18 protein-coding genes are annotated in these 19,643 nt (G+C 33.6%); 8 read left to right on the top strand and 10 right to left on the bottom strand.

Annotated features, from left to right (window positions below; genetic code table 11):
* Window positions 1–46: 46 nt before the first annotated feature.
* A complete protein-coding gene (locus tag C8N26_RS08220; RefSeq protein WP_120186868.1) occupies window positions 47–1,612 on the bottom strand; it encodes a hypothetical protein in 1,566 nt (521 codons plus the stop codon).
* Between the two features lie 132 nt (window positions 1,613–1,744).
* Between C8N26_RS08220 and C8N26_RS08215 the strand changes: the two genes are divergently transcribed.
* The 8 genes from C8N26_RS08215 (at window position 1,745) to C8N26_RS08180 (ending at window position 9,946) form a co-directional block, all read left to right on the top strand.
* Window positions 1,745–2,920, top strand: coding sequence for a 2-isopropylmalate synthase (locus C8N26_RS08215; protein WP_099216200.1), 1,176 nt, complete (start codon window positions 1,745–1,747; stop codon window positions 2,918–2,920).
* Window positions 2,920–4,302, top strand: coding sequence for a 3-isopropylmalate dehydratase large subunit (gene leuC / locus C8N26_RS08210; protein WP_099216199.1), 1,383 nt, complete (start codon window positions 2,920–2,922; stop codon window positions 4,300–4,302). Before C8N26_RS08215 ends, leuC begins: the two co-directional genes overlap by 1 nt.
* Window positions 4,302–4,883, top strand: coding sequence for a 3-isopropylmalate dehydratase small subunit (leuD, locus tag C8N26_RS08205; RefSeq protein WP_099216198.1), 582 nt, complete (start codon window positions 4,302–4,304; stop codon window positions 4,881–4,883). Before leuC ends, leuD begins: the two co-directional genes overlap by 1 nt.
* Before the next feature lie 11 nt (window positions 4,884–4,894).
* On the top strand, window positions 4,895–6,010 hold the full coding sequence (leuB, locus tag C8N26_RS08200; RefSeq protein ID WP_120186867.1) for a 3-isopropylmalate dehydrogenase: 1,116 nt from the start codon (window positions 4,895–4,897) through the stop codon (window positions 6,008–6,010).
* 242 nt (window positions 6,011–6,252) lie between these two features.
* Complete coding sequence (locus tag C8N26_RS08195; RefSeq protein WP_120186866.1) at window positions 6,253–7,125, top strand: M57 family metalloprotease; 873 nt, start codon at window positions 6,253–6,255, stop codon at window positions 7,123–7,125.
* 171 nt (window positions 7,126–7,296) lie between these two features.
* Entirely contained in the window at window positions 7,297–8,037 is a 741-nt protein-coding gene (locus C8N26_RS08190) for a hypothetical protein (RefSeq protein ID WP_245962540.1), read from the top strand.
* Window positions 8,038–8,108: 71 nt separating this feature from the next.
* Window positions 8,109–9,161 carry a sensor histidine kinase gene (locus C8N26_RS08185; RefSeq protein WP_120186864.1) on the top strand — a complete coding sequence of 351 codons (1,053 nt, stop codon included), beginning with the start codon at window positions 8,109–8,111 and terminating at the stop codon, window positions 9,159–9,161.
* Window positions 9,162–9,163: 2 nt separating this feature from the next.
* Window positions 9,164–9,946, top strand: coding sequence for a LytR/AlgR family response regulator transcription factor (locus C8N26_RS08180; protein WP_120186863.1), 783 nt, complete (start codon window positions 9,164–9,166; stop codon window positions 9,944–9,946).
* A gap of 62 nt (window positions 9,947–10,008) precedes the next feature.
* Here the strand turns inward: C8N26_RS08180 and argH are convergent, their stop codons facing one another.
* The 9 genes from argH to C8N26_RS08135 all read right to left on the bottom strand — a co-directional run bounded on the left by argH (window position 10,009) and on the right by C8N26_RS08135 (window position 19,428).
* A complete protein-coding gene (gene argH / locus C8N26_RS08175; RefSeq protein WP_120186862.1) occupies window positions 10,009–11,286 on the bottom strand; it encodes an argininosuccinate lyase in 1,278 nt (425 codons plus the stop codon).
* Window positions 11,287–11,362: 76 nt separating this feature from the next.
* On the bottom strand, window positions 11,363–12,433 hold the full coding sequence (locus C8N26_RS08170; RefSeq protein WP_120186861.1) for a M20 family metallo-hydrolase: 1,071 nt from the start codon (window positions 12,431–12,433) through the stop codon (window positions 11,363–11,365).
* On the bottom strand, window positions 12,430–13,209 hold the full coding sequence (argB, locus tag C8N26_RS08165) for an acetylglutamate kinase (RefSeq protein ID WP_120186860.1): 780 nt from the start codon (window positions 13,207–13,209) through the stop codon (window positions 12,430–12,432). The genes C8N26_RS08170 and argB overlap by 4 nt, the downstream gene beginning before the upstream one ends.
* 348 nt (window positions 13,210–13,557) lie before the next feature.
* Complete coding sequence (locus C8N26_RS08160; RefSeq protein WP_120186859.1) at window positions 13,558–14,505, bottom strand: Rossmann-fold NAD(P)-binding domain-containing protein; 948 nt, start codon at window positions 14,503–14,505, stop codon at window positions 13,558–13,560.
* Complete coding sequence (locus tag C8N26_RS08155; protein ID WP_120186858.1) at window positions 14,502–15,629, bottom strand: aspartate aminotransferase family protein; 1,128 nt, start codon at window positions 15,627–15,629, stop codon at window positions 14,502–14,504. Before C8N26_RS08155 ends, C8N26_RS08160 begins: the two co-directional genes overlap by 4 nt.
* The gene (gene proC / locus C8N26_RS08150; protein ID WP_120186857.1) at window positions 15,629–16,426 is read right to left on the bottom strand and encodes a pyrroline-5-carboxylate reductase; all 798 of its coding nucleotides are present in this window, start codon (window positions 16,424–16,426) and stop codon (window positions 15,629–15,631) included. The genes C8N26_RS08155 and proC overlap by 1 nt, the downstream gene beginning before the upstream one ends.
* 86 nt (window positions 16,427–16,512) lie before the next feature.
* On the bottom strand, window positions 16,513–17,490 hold the full coding sequence (gene argC / locus C8N26_RS08145; RefSeq protein ID WP_120186856.1) for an N-acetyl-gamma-glutamyl-phosphate reductase: 978 nt from the start codon (window positions 17,488–17,490) through the stop codon (window positions 16,513–16,515).
* Window positions 17,491–17,641: 151 nt separating this feature from the next.
* A complete protein-coding gene (gene argG / locus C8N26_RS08140; protein ID WP_120186855.1) occupies window positions 17,642–18,820 on the bottom strand; it encodes an argininosuccinate synthase in 1,179 nt (392 codons plus the stop codon).
* Window positions 18,817–19,428, bottom strand: a complete 612-nt coding sequence (locus tag C8N26_RS08135) for a GNAT family N-acetyltransferase (protein WP_099216170.1) — start codon at window positions 19,426–19,428, stop codon at window positions 18,817–18,819. The genes argG and C8N26_RS08135 overlap by 4 nt, the downstream gene beginning before the upstream one ends.
* Window positions 19,429–19,643: the final 215 nt, after the last annotated feature.

Genomic DNA, 19,643 nt, shown 5'->3' with positions numbered 1-19,643 from the left:
AGATTTAGCTTTGCTGAACCTTTCTCCCCCTGGTCGAAATGGTGTATTAACACTTTTGAGCACTCACAAACTTCTCTTGAATAATTTGTGCTACAGGCTTGTTTTCAATTTTACTTTCAAGCCAAGAGAGAATATCTAAATATAAAAAAGCTCTTTTTTCATACGGATGGTTTTCGTACACTTTTAAACGATCGTATATCTTTTTAAACTCTTTCTTTATTTGATGAGGATACACATCACCTAATGCTTTAATAGAAGAGATAAATACTTTTTGTACTTCTTGCAAGTTTTCCATTTTTAGTAAAAAACGATAGGTATCTTTAAATTGACGTTCTAAATCGTAATCTAGCCCACATTCATAGTGAGCAATTAAACATAACACTCTAGCAAAGCACTGTAAATCTTGTGCCACATCAATATTTTTAGATTTGATAATTTTATTCAGGTATAAAATACACTCTTTGTTTTTACCCATACCAAAGTATAAGCAGGCTATTTTGTAGTAAAAAACTACAATATGATGCGTATCTAAACGGTCTTTGTACTCATCTATTTTATCATTAATAATATCTACTAGGTATTCACCTTCTGAAAAGTTACCTTCTAAGAAATGTAGGTGTAATTTATTAGCATAATAGTATAAAAAGGTTAAGATTTCTGTGTTACTATTTTGAGGAATAGTTTTCTCTTCAATTTCTTCTTCAAAAGCTGAGAGTTCTTCTTTAAACTTATCATAATGCTTTATAAAAAATAAGCTCTCTAATAAGTAGTTTTTCCCTTTTAAATAAAAAACAGGATGCAAAGAAATATTCTTAGTATCATGTTTAAATAAATCTACCCATTTATTAGCATATTTATAACTCTGTAAAAAATCTTGAGTTAAAAAGCTATGCCACAAATGTGCTTTGTATAACCATAACTTTTCTCTAAAACCCAATTCTTCATATGTATATTCAGGAAGTTTAGAATAAAAGTAAGTATTTACTCGTTGCAGTTCTTCATCGTTTTTTACGTAGCCATTTTTAAGCAATGTTCCATACAGTTGTAGCGACAAGTTTGACAATTTACTGGCGATAACATTTTGCATGCTAAGCTCTTTTGCCTGAATAGTTAATTCGTCAGAACGCGTATCAATACTTCGGGTTATATACTGACTTTCAATGACTTTTTCAAGCTCAACAATTTCATAAGCAACATTCTTTTCTTCATTTTCAACCGCCATATTTTTTGCTTTGTCAAGCAGTTTTAAACTTTGCTTGTACAACCCTTTTTGATATAAAACTGTAGCAAAATCTAGCTGCTCACGTATTTGAATTCTAATGTTTTTATGAGCAGGATTCATACGAAGACTAGTTAGTATTTGCTTGTATAAATGAGCTTTTAGGTTAGATAATTGTTGTTTACTCACCACACCGCTATCAATAATAGCCTTTTCGTTATAACTCTTTTGTTTTTCAAGTAATTTAAAAAGCGCAAAAAATTTAGCATCTACATTACCTCCTAAACGACCAACATATAAATTAAACTGACGTTTTTCTGACTTCGATAAAGACTTAATCAAAACAAACAAAGCGTCATTTTGTTGGTTGGAGAATGTAATTGGTTTACGCATAACTTTTTGTTTTTCAGTATTTTATTTTTGTTTTTTGTCGTTTTGATATCGTAACTAACCCATTAAAAAAGAGCTTGCTAGAAAAGCCAATATATACATTTGGTTTTTATTTTGATAATCATATTTAGATTTATGCAAAGCGATAAAATTCAAATTTTCGATACCACATTACGAGACGGAGAGCAAGTTCCAGGATGTAAATTAGATACCCAACAAAAGCTAGTTATTGCCGAAAGACTCGATTTTTTAGGAGTTGATGTAATTGAAGCAGGCTTCCCAGTATCAAGCCCAGGAGACTTTATTTCGGTACAAGAAATAGCTAAATTAGTTAAAAATGCTACTGTTTGCGGATTAACAAGAGCCGTTAAAAAAGATATTGAAGTAGCAGCAGATGCTTTAAGATTAGCTAGCAAACCTAGAATTCATACGGGTATTGGTACTAGTGATTCACATATTCAGTATAAATTCAATGCTTCGAAAGAAGAAGTAATTAGGCGAGCAAAAGAAGCTGTTTCGTACGCAAAAAACTTTGTAGACGATGTAGAGTTTTATGCAGAAGATGCAGGTAGAACCGACAACGCTTTTTTAGCCAAAGTTTGTGAAGAAGTTATAAAATCAGGAGCAACAGTGTTGAATATTCCTGATACTACAGGATATTGTTTACCTGAAGAATATGGAGCGAAAATCAAGTATTTAAAAGACAATGTAAAAGGTATTGAAAATGTAATTATTTCATGCCATTGCCATAACGATTTAGGCTTAGCCACAGCAAATTCTATCGCAGGAGCTATTAATGGTGCGCGTCAAATAGAATGTACGGTCAATGGAATAGGAGAGCGTGCAGGAAATACGGCTTTAGAAGAAGTAGTAATGATTTTAAAACAGCATCCATATTTAAATCTTCAAACAGATATTAACACCAAATTACTATACGATACAAGTATGATGGTTCGTGAACGCATGGGAATGCCTGTACAACCTAACAAAGCCATTGTAGGAGCAAATGCCTTTGCACATAGCTCAGGAATTCACCAAGACGGGGTGATTAAAAATCGAGAAACGTATGAAATTATCAATCCAGCAGATGTAGGAGTCACAGAAAGTGCTATCGTATTAACCGCAAGAAGCGGAAGAGCAGCCTTAGCATATCGCGCAAAAAAGATAGGATATGAGCTAACCAAAATTCAGTTAGATACAGCTTATAAAACGTTCTTACAGTTTGCTGATAGACAAAAAGAAGTAATCGATGAAGATATTCATCAGATTATGAAACAAGTAAATAAAATTTCAAAAATAGCCATAGCTTAATGGGAAAGACATTATTTGATAAAGTATGGGATGCGCATGTAGTGGATACTGTAAAAGACGGACCACAAATATTATACATAGACAAACACTTAATTCATGAAGTAACCAGTCCGCAAGCTTTTAACGAGTTAAAAGAGCGTAATATTCCAATTGCACGACCAGACAAAACAGTAGCAACAGCCGATCATAATACACCAACCGTAAATCAACATTTACCAATAAAAGATGAATTATCAAGGCAACAACTAGAGCAGTTAACACAAAATTGTAAAGAAAACGATATTACTCTATATGGTTTAGGACATCGATATAATGGAATTGTACATGTAATGGCTCCCGAATTAGGGATAACACAACCAGGAATGACTATGGTTTGTGGAGATAGTCATACATCAACGCACGGTGCTTTTGGTACTATTGCTTTTGGTATAGGAACAAGTCAAGTAGCACAAGTATTTGCAAGTCAATGCTTATTGTTAGAAAAACCTAAGAGCATGCGTGTAACTGTAAAAGGTAAACTTAAAAATGGAGTATTACCCAAAGATGTAATCTTATATATTATAGCGCAATTAGGAACAAATTCAGGTACAGGTTATTTTTGTGAATATGCAGGAAATGTATTTGAAGAAATGTCTATGGAGGGTCGTATGACCGTGTGTAATATGAGTATCGAAATGGGAGCAAGAGGAGGTATGATTGCTCCTGATAAAACCACTTTTGAATATATTAAAGAACGTGAGTTTGCACCAAAAGGAGACGAGTTTGATAACAAAGTAGCTTATTGGAAAACATTAAAGACTGATAAAAGTGCAAAATTTGATAAAGAATACACTTTTAAGGCAGAAGACATAGAACCAATGCTTACTTACGGAACTAACCCAGGAATGGGTATAAAAATTTCAGAAAACATTCCCCAATTTAATGATGCTTCCTTTGAAAAGTCGTTACAGTATATGAACTTTAAAAAGGGAACATCATTAATTAATACACCTGTTAATTATGTATTTATAGGAAGTTGTACAAACTCTAGGATAGAAGATTTTAGAGTAGCAGCAAACTATATAAAAGGAAAGCAGAAAGCAGCGAATGTAAATGCGTGGTTAGTACCAGGATCACAACAAGTAGCAAAACAAATAAAACGAGAAGGTTTACAAGAAGTTTTTGAAGCAGCAGGATTTCAGTTACGACAACCAGGTTGCTCAGCATGTTTAGCAATGAATGACGATAAAATACCAGAAGGAGAATACTGTGTATCAACTTCAAATAGAAACTTTGAAGGACGTCAAGGACAAGGAGCAAGAACCATTTTAGCAAGTCCGTTAATGGCTGCTGCAACAGCAGTAGAAGGAAAAATAACTGACTTTACAAAACAATTAAACTAATGGAGAAATTTGTTAAACTAATAGATACGGCCATACCATTACCGACGGAGAACATAGATACCGATCAAATTATACCCGCACGATTTTTAAAATCAACCAATAAAGAAGGATTTGGAGACAATGTGTTTAGAGATTGGCGCTACAATAAAAATGGTAGTTTAAATGAAGACTTTGTTTTAAACAATACAAATTATACAGGAAGCATTTTAATAGCAGGAGATAATTTCGGATGTGGCTCAAGTAGGGAACATGCTGCATGGGCATTAGCAGGCTACGGATTTAAAGTAGTTATCAGTAGTTTTTTTGCAGATATTTTTAAAGGAAATGCGCTTAATAACGGAATATTACCAGTACAAGTACCCAAAGAATATTTAGCAAAACTGTTAAAAAAAGTAACTGAATTACCAGACACAACTATTATAGTTGATTTAGAAAATCAAAAACTAAAAACCCCCATAGGTAATGTAGATTTTGAAATAAACCCGTACAAAAAACTATGTATGATAAATGGTTATGACGATATAGATTTTTTAATCAGTAAAAAAGATACAATAACAGCTTTTGAAGCAACAATGATATAAAAAGTAAAAAGATGAAGTACAATATAGCGGTAATACCAGGAGATGGAATAGGACCAGAAGTAACAGAGCAAGCAAAAAAAGTGCTTAGAGCTGTTGGTAATGTGTTTGATCACACATTCTTATTTAAAGAAACATTAATGGGAGCCTGTGCTATTGATAAAAAAGGAAATCCATTGCCTGATGAAACCATTGAGTTGTGTAAAAAGAGTGATGCTATTTTATTTGGAGCCATTGGAGATCCAAAATATGATAATGATCCTACAGCAAAAGTACGTCCAGAGCAAGGATTACTACGTTTAAGAAAAGAGTTAGGACTATTTTGTAATGTTCGCCCTGTAAAAGCGTATGACACGTTAATTCAAAAGTCACCTTTAAAGAAAGATAGAATTGAAGGAACAGATATTGTTATTTATAGAGAGCTAACAGGAGGAATCTATTTTGGTATTAAAGAACTGAGTGATGATGGAAAGCATGCTTTTGATGGTTGTTCTTATACTGTAGAAGAAATAGAACGAATGGCACATTTAGCTTTTCAAGCAGCTCAAAAAAGACGTAAAAAACTAACGTTGGTAGATAAAGCCAATGTATTAGAAACCTCAAGGCTGTGGCGTAAAACTGTTGGAGATTTAGCAACTCAATATCCTGACGTTGAAGTAGACTATTTATTTGTTGATAATGCAGCGATGAAGTTAATTTTAAACCCAAAAGATTTTGATGTTATTTTAACCGAAAACCTTTTTGGAGACATTCTTTCTGATGAAGCAAGTGTTATAGGAGGTTCTATAGGTTTGTTAGCTTCCGCTTCAGTAGGAAAAGAAAATGCGTTATTTGAACCTATTCACGGATCTTTTCCACAAGCAAAAGGAAAAGACATCGCTAACCCATTGGCATCTATACTATCATCTGCGTTATTGTTGAGGCATTTAGAATTACATACAGAGGCAGATACAGTAGAGAGTGCTGTTCAAAAATCATTAGAACTGGGTATTACTACAGAAGATATTAACTCAGAAAACCCATTTTCAACTTCTAAAGTAGGAGATTTTATAGCTGATTATATTTATAATCAAGAAGATAGTGATATGAATTTCCAAAATATACATATGGGGCAAAGCACCATTATATAGGTAGTAAAAACTATAAATAATTATGTAAACTTCCTTTAACTATCATGGTTAAAGGAAGTTTTGTTTATAAGTAATTGGTAGTCTGTTTGTTAGTTGTTTGAAATTGTTATTTATTGTTAAGTATTTAATATTTTATGATTTATCTGTTTAAATATTCTATTTTTTAACGTTTTTTTTAAGTTTATTTAAAGTGTATAAATCTAAAGTGTAGATTTACAGCGAATTAAAAAACCCTTCATATTATGAAAAAAACAAAGTTAGCCCTAATAATGGGCTTGTCGGTAGGTGTTTTCTTCACCTCATGTTCAAGTGAAAACGAACAAATTAATGAGTCGGAAGTTATAGAGCAATCTAGCAATAACCCAGGACTTAAACCAGTACCTCAAGAGGTAGTTGATGCAGTAGCCAAATTGGAGCTAAATGTAAATCATGTTCGTTATGACAATTTTTATTTCCCTGATGGAACTTCAGAAGTACGTTTATTCTTAGAAGAGGATGTTGTAATGACAGAAGATCAGTTGTTTGCTATGGCTAAAGCTAAAGATGAAAATCAATCTGCTCGTCAATACTCTACTAACAATTTAGTATCTCAAGGTAGAAATATTTCTATCGTAGGATACACAGGTGGTGGTGGATATGGTCTTTCTACTAAAGAGCGAACAGCATTACAATGGGCGGTAGACAATTACAACCGTTTAAGTGGTGTATCTATTAGCTTTACATTAAGTTTTGGAACTAATTACAGCAACAAAGATATGGTAGTATACCATAACCCAACTCAATCTGGAGCAGGTGGTAGTGCAGGTTTCCCAAGCAATGGTTTACCTTACAAGTTCGTACAAATATATGGTTTAGATAACTATGATACGAATGTTGTAGAGCATGTAATTACACACGAGATTGGACACTCAGTAGGGTTTAGACATACTGATTGGTTTAGCCGTCAAAGTTGTGGACAAAATACCAATGAAGGTACTGCAGGTGTAGGAGCTAACCATGTATCTGGTACACCAACAGGATACGATTCAACTTCAGTTATGTTAGCGTGCTTTAGCTCTAACGAAGACGGAGAGTTTAATGGTAACGACATTACAGCATTACAAAACATGTACTAAGAAATAACTAACCTTAATACATAGTGTAAACCACCGATTAAAAGTCGGTGGTTTTTTTATTGTTAATATTCCTTAGTTTATCATTTATTTTCCTGAGCTTATAAAAAAAATATTTTTAAAAACGTGAGTCCAAAATACTTTTGAGGCATCTAATAATAAAAACATACCATGATGAACACAAAAAGAGAACTTATTTTTTTAAGAACATTTGCAGTAAGTATAACAGCATTAATAGGAGTTTTAACTACTGTAGCCTTTAAAAATAAAGAGAATACACAATTTGATACTATTGATGTAAAAAGAATTAATATCATAGAAAATGATGGAACAGTAAAAATGTTAATTACAAATGCAGCAAACTTTCCTAGTAAAGGCGATAAGATTAATGGAAGAGTTTATCACGAAAGAAAAAAGAGAGCAGGAATGCTTTTTTATAATGAAGAAGGTATAGAGTGTGGCGGATTTATTTATGATGGTAAAAAAACTGAAAAAGGACATAGTTCGGGATTATCATTAACGTTTGATCAGTATGATGGAGACCAAGTAATGCAGCTCATAACTACAGATGCAAAGAGAGATGGAAAAAGGTACAAAGCAGGTAGGTTAGTATTTAATGATAGAGGAGATAACGAAACCCAAGAAAAGACTCAAAAAATAAGTGAAGAATTAAGAGCTATTAATAATCCTGCTGAGAGAAGAGCTAAACTTAAAGAGTATCAACAAAAAGGAATAATAGGTGGAGTGCCAAGAGTAGCTTTAGGGCAAACACCAGGAAAACAAAACGGATTATTTTTATACGATTCTAATGGTAAAACAAGAGCTAAGTTTATTATAGATGAGGATAATAAAATAAAATTAGAAGCCTATGATGAGAAAGGAAATACAGTAAGTGCTTGGCCAGAAGATAAATAGAAATACTAGAGTTTGCGGTGAGATTCAATCAAAAGTTTCATCGCAAATTTGATATATTTGTGAGTACTGATATGAAAACAAACACATCCTTTTTTAGAGAAAATGCTACATTTTTAATCTTTCTCTTTACCTTTTGCTTAATATTTATTTTAAAAAATCAATTTGGGAATTCAGATTCTTGGAAAGATTTTATCTTTTATCCTGATGCTCCCTTTTGGTATTTTTTTAAAGCAGTTTTTATTTTTTGGTGGGTTAGTTTTATCAAAAAGAGTATTAATAAAAACTCAAAAAAACAAACTTCATTAAGTAGAAGATATGTGCATTTTTTTGGAATAGGCTTGTTAACATATTTAGTGATAGGAAATAGTTTCGGATTAATTGTTGCGTTCATTTTTGATACCTATTCCAGAAACTTTGGTTCTGTTTATCATATAATATATGTCAATATAAATTCTGTAATTGACTTTATTATTTTTGGAGGATTTTCATTAGCCTACTTGTATTATAAAGAAAATGTTGCTTATCAAAAACAGGTAGCTGCCTATGAAATAAGTAAAGCTAAAAATGAAATAACACAATTAAAAACACAATTAAACCCTCACTTCTTATTTAATAATCTAAATATTTTAGATCAACTTATTGAAGAAGATACTCAAAGAGCTTCTTTATTTTTAAATCGTTTTGCAGAATTATATAGATATAGCTTACATAGTTCAGATAAACAACTGGTTACATTAAAAGAAGAGTTGTTTTTTACAGAGGGGTATTTTAAGCTAATGGAAGAAAAGTATGAAGGTTATTATAAACTAAATATAGCACCAACTTTATACACAAAAAACATTGTAGTACCTCCATTTTGTTTACAAGTTCTTATAGAAAATGCAATCACTCACAATAAAGGAACTTCCGAATCACCCGTAGATATTACTATAACAGAGGATGAAGGAATTAAAGTAACAAATAATAAAGCACTATACGCTACAAGAAGAAAAGGTAATGGAATGGCGTTGATTAACTTATCAAAACAATTTGAGTTACTTGCTGAAAATACTATTAAAATACGTGAAACTGAAAAGGAGTTTGAAGTTGTTTTACCATTAATACCATCTCATAAATCTGTATAAAAATGATAAAAGCACTTATTGTTGAAGACGAATTACCAGCTAGAAAAAAACTAAAAAAATATATAGAAAGTTATCATGAACCTATCACTGTGGTAGATGAGTTTGAAACGGTAGAAGAGGTGCTTCAGTTTTTTGAATCAACTTCTGATATTGACTTGATTTTTTCTGATATAGAATTACGAGACGGCAATGTTTTTGATGCTTATAATAAGCTACAAATTCAAGTACCAATTATTTTTATAACAGCATACAATCAGTTTTGGATGCATGCTTTTGAAACCAGTGGTATAGAGTATTTATTAAAACCTTATTCGTTTGAACGTTTTGAAAAAGCAGTAAATAAGTATTCAAACTTAAAGAGTTCAATGAAGGATGAAAGTAACCATAATGTTTTGCAAAAATTAGATGCTTATTTAGCAAATCAAACAGCTCAAACACCTAAAAGCTATCAAGATTTTATTGCTGTTAAATCTTCTCAGTATACCTACTTCTTAAAGATGGAAGAGGTAATGTATTTTCAAGCAGATTATGGAATTGTAACAGCATACGATATAAATAATAAAAAACATGTATTAAATCAATCTTCTTTAAAAGCATTAGAAGAAATAATAAATCCTAGCGTGTTTTTTAAAATTAATAGAGGCGAACTACTCAATAGAAACTATATAGAAAGAATAAGCCGGTACAATAAAAATGTAGTAGCCATCAATCTAAAAAACAGTAAAACAGTTTTAAAAACCAGTCAAAATAAAACAGCAGAGTTTACGAAGTGGTTAGGAGTGTAAAGACTACATATACAAACAAAAATGAAAAGCAAGATGATTTCCATCTTGCTTTTATAAATGAGTTAAAATAAATTAAGCTTCTCACGTATTTTATCCAAACACAAATTATCAATACTCCCTATATGCGTATGTTTTTTAGAAGTATCAGGAGTATACGTTCCCTTGTTAACTTCACCACCAATTTTTTGGTAAGCCTCTCTAAAACTCATTCCATTTTCAACCAAAGTATTCATGTTATCTACCGTAAATAAGTATTTATACTTTTCATCCTGTAGGTTAATATCCTTCACAATAACTTGCTGAATAGCATAATCAAAAATATCCAACACATCTTTTAGCTCCTCAAAAGCATTGATGATATTTTCTTTTAATAACTGATAATCTCTATGATATCCACTCGGTAAATTGTTAGTGATTAACAAGGTTTCGGTATACAACGCTTGAATCTTATTACACTTTCCTCTAATGAGTTCAAACACATCAGGATTCTTTTTATGCGGCATAATGCTACTACCTGTGGTTAATTCATCAGGAAAAGAAATAAAGTCAAAATTCTGACTCATATACAGACAAATATCCATGGCAAAACGAGCTAAGGTGTTACTTACACTTCCTAATGCCATGGTAAGCGTACGCTCACTTTTTCCTCTGCTCATTTGTGCAGCAATCACATTGTACTTTAAGGTTTCAAATCCAAGTTCTTTGGTAGTAAATTCTCTATCAATAGGGAAGGAACTACCATAACCAGCCGCAGAACCTAACGGATTTTGATCTACCGTTTTTAGTGCAGCATCCACCATGTACAAATCGTCAATTAGCAATTCAGCATACGCAGAAAACCATAACCCGAATGAAGAAGGCATTGCCACTTGTAAGTGGGTGTACCCAGGTAATAACTTGGTTTTGTATTGTTCTGCTAATTCCAATAGCGTATTGAAAAGTGTTTTAGTTTTATCAGAAATCAACTGTAAATTGTCTTTATAATACAACTGTAAAGCCACTAAAACTTGGTCGTTTCTGGAACGTGCTGTGTGTATCTTTTTACCAACTTCACCATACATGTTGGTTAATTCAAACTCAATTTTAGAATGTACATCTTCAAACTGAGCATCAATTACAAAAGTGTCGTCTGTTAGTTGTTGTTCTAAGGTATGTATACCAGTGGTTACTTGTGCTAATTCTTCCGAAGTAATAATACCGATGGAAGCCAGCATTTTTGCATGTGCTAATGATGCTTGCAAGTCGTACGGTGCAATGTGTATGTCTATTTCTCTATCGTTTCCAACAGTGAAATGTTCTATTTTTTTATCGATGGATAATCCTTTGTCCCAAAGTTTCATGTTTTTATGTTTTTTAATTAGTACTGAGTATTGAGAAGTTAGTATTGAGTGTTAAACACTATAACTAACAAAATTCTCAATACTCACATCTCACAACTTTATTCAATAATTCTATATACAATTCAATCCCTTCCTCAATTTCTTGAAGATAAATAAACTCATCAGCGGTATGTGAGCGAGTACTATCACCAGGTCCTAATTTTAATGAAGGACAACTCAACACTGCTTGGTCAGATAGGGTAGGAGAACCATAGGTTTTTCTTCCTAAAGCCAACCCTGCTTGTACCAATGGATGCTCTTTTGGTATTGACGATGAATTTAAATTCAAACTTCTTGGTTGTATGTTACAAGGTGCGTTTTGCTGTAAATAATCGCTAACTTCTTGATTGGTGTATTTATCGTTTACGCGAACATCTACCACTAATTTTACTTCGGAAGGAACAGCGTTGTGTTGTTTCCCTGCATTGATTTGTGTAACTGTTAACTTAACCTCACCCAAGGTTTCAGAAGTTTTTTCAAACGACACTTCTTTAAACCACTGTAATACATCAATGGTGTTATAAATAGCATTATCGTGGTTCGGATGTGCGGCATGACTTGGTGTACCTGCAACCTCAGCATCAAAAACGACCAAGCCTTTTTCGGCAATAGCTAATTGCATTAAGGTAGGTTCTCCCACAATGGCTACATCAATGTTTGGTAAGGTTTTTAGTAATCCGTTTAATCCGTTAGGGCCGCTGCTTTCTTCTTCGGCAGTTCCTGCAAATACCAAATTATACGCTAAGTTTTCTTTTTGGTAGAAATAGGTATAGGTTACTAGTAATGAAACCAAACAGCCTCCTGCATCATTACTTCCTAATCCGTAGAGTTTACCATCTTCGACAATCGCTTTAAAAGGATCTTTGGTATAGCCGTTATTAGGTTTTACGGTATCGTGGTGAGAGTTTAGTAACAGCGTAGGTTTGCTATCATCAAAATGTTTGTTTACCGACCATACATTGTTCTGTGTTCTGGTATATGGAATATTAAATTCTTGAAACCAGTTTTCTAATAGTAGGGCAGTAGCATCTTCTTCCGAAGAAAAAGAAGGAGTTTCTATCAAGTTTTTTAATAGGCTGATAGCTTTTGTAGTGAGTCTTTGTATCATGATAGTTGTAATGAGGTATGTTTGTTTTTTGAGTTAAATACCATAGCTGTATTGCCTATGTGTACTTTTTGAACATTGTTTTTTAGGGCATGAAAGCAATTGTCTAACTTAGGAAGCATTCCTTCAAAAATGATTCCGTCAGTTTTTAGTTGAGTATAGGTTTCTAACGTGATTTGTTCAATAACAGAAGTATCATCAGAAACATCACTTAATACTCCTGGTTTTTCAAAACAGTAGTACAATTCTGTATTAAAATCAGCAGATAACCCTATAGCCAATTCAGCAGCAATAGTATCGGCATTGGTATTGAGTAATTGTCCGTTTGCATCGTGCGTAATCGCACAAAAGACAGGCGTTACTTCGTTATTAATTAATACCGTTAGTATTTGCGGATTCACGGTAATAACGTCGCCAGCAAATCCATAATCTATAGGTTCAGCAGGACGTTTGGTTGATATAATTGTGTTTCCATCAGCTCCTGTAAAACCTATGGCGTTGGCGTTGTACGCTTGTAACTGCGCAACAATTTGCTTGTTGATTTTACCTGCATATACCATAGTAATTAAATCTAAAGTTTGCGTATCGGTTACACGTCTGCCATCAATCATAGTTACAGGAATATTCAATTCTTTAGCCAATTCAGAAGCTAATTTTCCACCACCGTGTATCAATACTTTAGATCCTTTTAACTGAGCGAAATCAGCTAAGAAGCTATGTAGGGCTTTCTCATCATTAATGATGTTTCCGCCTATTTTAACAATCTTTATGTTTTTCATTTTTTAAGTTTTTAGTAATAGGTTTTTATAAAAAGATTGCCACGCTTGAGCTTGTCTTGAGCGACAGTCGAAAGGCTCGCAATGACGTCATAACGAGGAAGTCATTGAGCGAAGTCTAAATGAACGACGTGGTTATCTTATTAAGGTTACCTTTTACCATCTTTTCAATTATTGTTATTCATATTAATAATCTGTTCATTTTTTCTTGATAAAAAACGAACCAAAAAATCAAGTCTGTAAAGAGGAAATTGCTACGCACCACTCACTTTCAAAGCTTCATGCTTAAAGCTACGCTTAGCACTTTCGCTTTTTCACTCGTTATTTCTTTATACAGACAGTTTTTACTTGTTAATTCTCCTTGCTCATTGTTTTTAAAATCTCTTTTAATACTATCTGTGCAGCAAAGGTTCTGTTGTTGGCTTGTTCAATCACAAGAGAATTTTCACCATCTAAAACAGCATCTTCTGCTACTACATTTCTTCTGATAGGTAAACAATGCATGAATTTAGCATTGCCTAGTTTTTCTTTGGTAATCATCCAGTTGGGGTCTTCATTTAGAATTTTACCATAATCATTAAAAGAACTCCAGTTTTTGGCATAAATAAAGTCAGCATTTTCAAAAGCTTTTTCTTGATTATATTCAACAGGAAAGTGTTTCGTGATTTCAGAATCTAACTCGTACCCTTTTGGATGCGTTATAACAAATTCTACATCCATGTTGTGCATCAAGTGAACAAAAGCATTGGCAACCGAATGTGGTAATGCTTTCGGGTGTGGAGCCCAAGACAACACAACTTTAGGTTTGTCAACTTTTTTAGTTTCTGTAATAGTAATCGCATCTGCCAAGGCTTGCAGTGGATGGTCAGTAGCGCTTTCCATATTGATAACAGGTACCGTAGCGTATTTTATAAAACTGTTGAGTACAATTTCAGAGGTATCTTTTTCTTTGTCTTTCAACGTCGGAAAAGCTCTTACTGCAATCATATCTGCATACTGAGAAATTACCATGGCAGCTTCTTTAATATGCTCTGAAGTACTTAAATTCATCACAGTACCATCTTCAAACTCCATATTCCAAGCATTGGTAATGTTTAACACGCTTACTTCCATACCTAAGTTTTTAGCCGCTTTTTCGGTACTTAACCTTGTACGTAAACTAGCATTGAAAAAAAGCAAGACTAAGGTTTTATGTTGTCCTAAATCAGTAAACTGATAGGGGTTTTCTTTTAATTGAATTGCCTTTTGAACGGTATCTGAAAGGTTTTTAATGTCGTTTAGGCTGGTGTATTTTTTCATGACAGTTCCTTTTTTAAAGCTTCAAAAAACACATCGATATGTTGCTTTTGAATGGTTAGTGGCGGAAGAATTCTTAATAAGTTCGGATTCTTAGCGCTCCCTGTGAAAATGTGATGTTTGAATATTAGATTCTTTCTTAATTCAGCAATAGGAAAATCGAATTCTAATCCTAACATTAAACCTCTTCCTTTTACAGTGTTTATCTGCGGAATAGAAGCTGCTTGTTCCATAAAATACGCAGCAATTTGCTGTGCATTTTCCATCAAATGCTCTTTTTTAATGGTTTCAATAACTGCTAAGGAAGCAGCACAGGCTAAGTGATTTCCGCCAAATGTAGTTCCTAGTAAACCGTAAGAAGCCTCAATACTTGGATGGATTAAGATTCCCCCAATAGGGAATCCATTCCCCATTCCTTTTGCCATGGAAATGATATGCGGAGTAATGCCGTGTTTTTGAAAAGCAAAGAAACCACCCGTTCTACCAAATCCGCACTGAATTTCATCAGCAATAAGTAAGGTGTTGTATTGCTGGCATAGTTTTTCTAACCCTTGGTAAAAAATAGTTGATGCTTCGTCCAATCCACCAATACCTTGAATGGTTTCTATTATAATAGCACAAACATCGTTGCCTTGTAAAGCTTTTTCAACACCTACTAAATCTTCAAATTCTAAAAAGATAACTTCTTGCTGCGCATTGATAGGCGCCACAATCTTAGGATTGTCGGTTGCTGCTACTGCAGCAGAAGTACGTCCGTGAAACGAATTCTTAAAAGCAATTACTTTCTGCTTACCTGTATGAAAAGAAGCTAGTTTTAAAGCATTTTCATTGGCTTCAGCTCCTGAATTGCATAAGAATAGTTGATAATCTTTACAGCCAGATATGTTTTCTAGTTGTGAAGCTAACTCAACTTGTAACGGATTTTGAATCGCGTTGCTATAAAAGCCTAGTTTGCTTACTTGCTCACTAATGTTTTTTACATAGGTAGGGTGTGAGTGCCCGATAGAAATTACGGCATGTCCGCCATATAAATCTAAATATTCTACGCCTTTGTCATCGTATACATATACATCGTTGGCGGTTACTGGGGTGATATCAAATAGAGGATATACGTTAAATAAACTCATTATGGTGTTTTTTTTATGGTGTTAATTTTATTAAAAGAGGCTACCATTCCTTGTATTAATGCTGCACTTAATCCTTTGTGTTCCATTTCATTCAAACCTTCAATGGTACAGCCTTTTGGAGTGGTAACTTTATCAATTTCTTCTTCAGGATGATTTCCTGTAGCTATGAGTAGGTTGGCAGCACCTTCACTAGTATGCATAGCGAGTTCTTGTGCTTCTTTTGCATCGAAACCCAACTGAATAGCGGCTTGTGTAGTTGCCCGTATTAAGCGCATCCAAAAAGCAATTCCACTAGCACATATTACGGTGGCTGCTTGCATTTGATCTTCAGGAATAATCATAGAAGTTCCTAGTTGATTGAAAATAGTTGTAGCTATTTCTAAATCTTCCTTCTCTTGAGTATTACCACTAAGACAAGTCATCGATTTTCCAACGGCAATAGCAGTATTAGGCATGGCTCTGATAATAGTAGTATCTGAACCAATGAGAGTTTCCATTTTTTCAATGGAAAAACCAGCAACTGTAGAAATTACAATATGATTGTCTGATAACAGAGGAGCAGTTTCTTTTAAAAGAGCTTCTAAATGTGTTGGTTGTAGAGCAAAAATTAATACATCAGATGCTGTGATTGCTTCCTTGTTATTAGAACTAATGAAAACGTTGGGTACCTCATTAAATTCATTAAGTTCTTCAATGTTTCTCTTGGTTAAGAAAAGTTGAGAAAATGAATTGTTTTGTATCAATCCTTTAGCGATTGATTTTCCTAAGTTACCTGTTCCTATAATTGCTATTTTCATTTGAGAAAGTTTAGATTATATATTTTGTATTATTCATTTCTTGTATTAAGACATTCATCTTGGTTTATCTAATCCCTCTGTGAGGGTTAGAAATAAGTTGCCTTTAACTGTAAACCCGTATCTTCTTTAAAACCAAATAGTAAGTTCATATTCTGAACTGCTTGTCCAGAAGCTCCTTTTAATAGGTTGTCAATGATGCTTGTTATCAGTAATTTATCTTCGTGTTTGTGTAAGTGAATTAAACATTTATTCGTGTTTACCACTTGTTTTAAATGCAGGTCATTATCAGCAAGATGAGTAAAAACTGCATTCTTGTAATAGTCAGCATACAGTTGCTGTGCCTCTTTTAAACTTCCTTCAAAATGTGTGTATAACGTAGCATAGATACCTCTAGAAAAGTCCCCTCTGTTAGGAAGAAATAATACTTCTGAATCAAAACTAGATTGAAGCGTAGCTAACGTCTGATTAATTTCTCCCAAATGTTGATGGATAAAAGGTTTGTAATAGGAGAAATTATTATCTCTCCACGTAAAATGTGTGGTAGCTGATAATGAAGTTCCCGCACCCGTTGCACCTGTAACTGCATTGATGTGTACATCATCTTGTAACAAATTAGCACCTGCCAGTGGAAGCAATCCTAATTGAATAGCGGTAGCAAAACACCCTGGATTTGCTATGTAAGAAGCACCTTGTATCGCTGTTTTTTGAAGTTCAGGTAAACCGTATACAAACTCTTTTCTTTGAAAAGTGTTATCAGCTTTTAATCTGAAATCATTCCCTAAATCAATAATCTTTGTGTGGTCTGAAAAGGTATGAGCTTCTAAAAACTTTTTAGAGTTTCCATGTCCTAAGCATAAGAATAGTACATCTATGTTCTCATTGATTGTATTTGTAAATGTTAGCTCAGTGCTACCCACTAAATCCTGATGTATATTTGCTATTTTATTACCTGCATTAGAGGTACTATACACAAAATTGATAGCAGTTTCAGGATGCTGTAGTAAAAGTCTTATTAACTCGCCAGCTGTATATCCTGCACCACCTATAATTCCTACTTGTATCATATTGTTTGTTGTTTTAAATAGTAGAATCAGTTTCCATTTATAAGATCATCACGTCGTTATCACTCCTCATGATGACGGTTTTGTCATTGCGAGCCTTTCGACTGTCGCTCAAGACAGGCTAAAGAGTGGCAATCTGTTCGTTGTTTACTGTCTATTGATTCACTTGTTGATATATTTTATTTTGATTTCCTAAGAGCTTGATAAAACCTTTAGCATCATCAGCGGTCCATCCGTTGTTAAGCTCTCCATAGCTACCAAATTTGGCATTCATTAAATCGTGTGGAGAAGCAATTCCGTCTAATGTAAAGTGATAAGGTTTTAGTGTAACAAAAACATCACCCGTAACTTTTGATTGACTGCTTTCTAAAAAAGCTTCCATGTCTCTCATCACAGGGTCTAAATATTGACCTTCATGCAAGTGCATGCCGTAAAAACTAGCTAAATACTCTTTGTGTTGTAATTGCCATTTGGTTAAGGTGTGTTTCTCTAACAAATGATGCGCTTTGATAGTAATTAACGCAGCAGCAGCTTCAAAGCCAACTCTTCCTTTAATTCCTACAATGGTGTCACCCACATGAATATCTCTTCCAATCCCGAATTTTGAGGCTATAATATTTAGTTCCTCTATATTTTGTACAGGGGGCTTTTTGTCGTCATTAATAGCAACGAGTTCGCCTTTAACAAAAGAAAGCTTTACCTGTTCTGGTGTTGTTTTGGTTATTTGTGAAGGGTAGGCATGTTGAGGTAATGGTAGTTCAGAAGTTAAAGTTTCCTCACCACCAACACTAGTTCCCCATAATCCTTTATTTACAGAGTATTTAGCTTTTTCCCACGAAAGATCTATTCCATTATTCTTTAAATATTCGATTTCTTCCTGTCTTGAAAGTTGTAAATCTCTAATAGGTGTGATAATTTCTATTTCTGGAGCTATCGTTTGAAAAATCATGTCAAATCTTACCTGATCGTTTCCTGCACCTGTACTACCATGAGCGATACAGTCAGCACCTATACTTTTGGCATAGTTTACAATTTCAATAGCTTGTACAATTCTTTCAGCACTTACAGAAAGGGGATAGGTATTATTTTTTAATACATTTCCAAAGATTAAATACTTTACTACCTTATGGTAAAAATCATCAACAGCATTAATGTTTTTATAGGTAGCTACTCCCATTGTATAGGCATTTTCTTCAATTTTTTTAATTTCTTCGGAAGAAAACCCACCAGTATTCACACTAACAGCATGAACCTCGTATCCTTGTTTTGATAAGCTTACCGCGCAGTACGAAGTATCTAATCCGCCACTATAAGCAATTACTAATTTTTTCATTTTTTGTCTTTTTTTAGGAAGATGGTTTCTTTAATTCTCTTAAGTCTTTGAAAAACTTTCTCCTTTACTTTTACGTTTTGAGGTTTTTTGTTAGGATCGTATAACATACCAGTACACAAACACATTTTTTGTTGTGTACGTTGTAAGACATCGTAGTTTTTGCAGGTTTGACAACCATTCCAAAAAGATTGATCTTCTGTAAGTTCAGAGAAGGTAACAGGCTTATAACCCAATTCGCTATTGAGCTTCATAACTGCTAAGCCTGTAGTGATACTAAATATTTTAGCGTTAGGGAATTTTGCTCTGGAATGTTCAAAAACTACTTTTTTTATTTGCTTGGCTAAACCAATACCTCTGTAATCTGGATGAACAATTAATCCTGAATTAGCTACAAATTTGCCATGACTCCAGGCTTCGATATAGCAAAAGCCAGCAAACTTATCGCCATCTAAAGCGATAACTGCGTTACCATTTTCTAGTTTTGTAATAATATATTCTGGTTTTCTTTTAGCAATTCCTGTGCCTCTAACCAGAGCAGCTTCGTCAATAGTTTGACAAATAATTTCGGCATACTTACTATGCGATTGATCAGCAATAACAACTCTCATTGAAATTGATTTTAGATAAACATTTTGTTAAAAATCGGTGGTTTAAAAAGAAGAACCGGACGCACCTAGGTTCCCAAAAGAAGTAGCACCCTTACGGGCGACGTCGGATAAAAATAGGTCGTACAACAACTGCGTTATTGAAAACAATAACAAGAGTTAGTAACGATATAAAAATGTAGATTATAGAAATCAAAAGGATGAAAATAAAATTATAC

Source organism: Tenacibaculum lutimaris, from assembly GCF_003610735.1.
Classification (GTDB): Bacteria; Bacteroidota; Bacteroidia; order Flavobacteriales; family Flavobacteriaceae; genus Polaribacter; species Polaribacter lutimaris.
This window is presented reverse-complemented; position numbering and strand designations above follow the sequence as displayed.

Bases quoted from the DNA above. Each gene is read 5' to 3' on its own strand.
- C8N26_RS08220 (WP_120186868.1), bottom strand. From the start codon at position 1,612: ATGCGTAAACCAATTACATTCTCCAACCAACAAAATGACGCTTTGTTT.
- C8N26_RS08215 (WP_099216200.1), top strand. From the start codon at position 1,745: ATGCAAAGCGATAAAATTCAAATTTTCGATACCACATTACGAGACGGA.
- leuC (WP_099216199.1), top strand. From the start codon at position 2,920: ATGGGAAAGACATTATTTGATAAAGTATGGGATGCGCATGTAGTGGAT.
- leuD (WP_099216198.1), top strand. From the start codon at position 4,302: ATGGAGAAATTTGTTAAACTAATAGATACGGCCATACCATTACCGACG.
- leuB (WP_120186867.1), top strand. From the start codon at position 4,895: ATGAAGTACAATATAGCGGTAATACCAGGAGATGGAATAGGACCAGAA.
- C8N26_RS08195 (WP_120186866.1), top strand. From the start codon at position 6,253: ATGAAAAAAACAAAGTTAGCCCTAATAATGGGCTTGTCGGTAGGTGTT.
- C8N26_RS08190 (WP_245962540.1), top strand. From the start codon at position 7,297: ATGAACACAAAAAGAGAACTTATTTTTTTAAGAACATTTGCAGTAAGT.
- C8N26_RS08185 (WP_120186864.1), top strand. From the start codon at position 8,109: ATGAAAACAAACACATCCTTTTTTAGAGAAAATGCTACATTTTTAATC.
- C8N26_RS08180 (WP_120186863.1), top strand. From the start codon at position 9,164: ATGATAAAAGCACTTATTGTTGAAGACGAATTACCAGCTAGAAAAAAA.
- argH (WP_120186862.1), bottom strand. From the start codon at position 11,286: ATGAAACTTTGGGACAAAGGATTATCCATCGATAAAAAAATAGAACAT.
- C8N26_RS08170 (WP_120186861.1), bottom strand. From the start codon at position 12,433: ATGATACAAAGACTCACTACAAAAGCTATCAGCCTATTAAAAAACTTG.
- argB (WP_120186860.1), bottom strand. From the start codon at position 13,209: ATGAAAAACATAAAGATTGTTAAAATAGGCGGAAACATCATTAATGAT.
- C8N26_RS08160 (WP_120186859.1), bottom strand. From the start codon at position 14,505: ATGAAAAAATACACCAGCCTAAACGACATTAAAAACCTTTCAGATACC.
- C8N26_RS08155 (WP_120186858.1), bottom strand. From the start codon at position 15,629: ATGAGTTTATTTAACGTATATCCTCTATTTGATATCACCCCAGTAACC.
- proC (WP_120186857.1), bottom strand. From the start codon at position 16,426: ATGAAAATAGCAATTATAGGAACAGGTAACTTAGGAAAATCAATCGCT.
- argC (WP_120186856.1), bottom strand. From the start codon at position 17,490: ATGATACAAGTAGGAATTATAGGTGGTGCAGGATATACAGCTGGCGAG.
- argG (WP_120186855.1), bottom strand. From the start codon at position 18,820: ATGAAAAAATTAGTAATTGCTTATAGTGGCGGATTAGATACTTCGTAC.
- C8N26_RS08135 (WP_099216170.1), bottom strand. From the start codon at position 19,428: ATGAGAGTTGTTATTGCTGATCAATCGCATAGTAAGTATGCCGAAATT.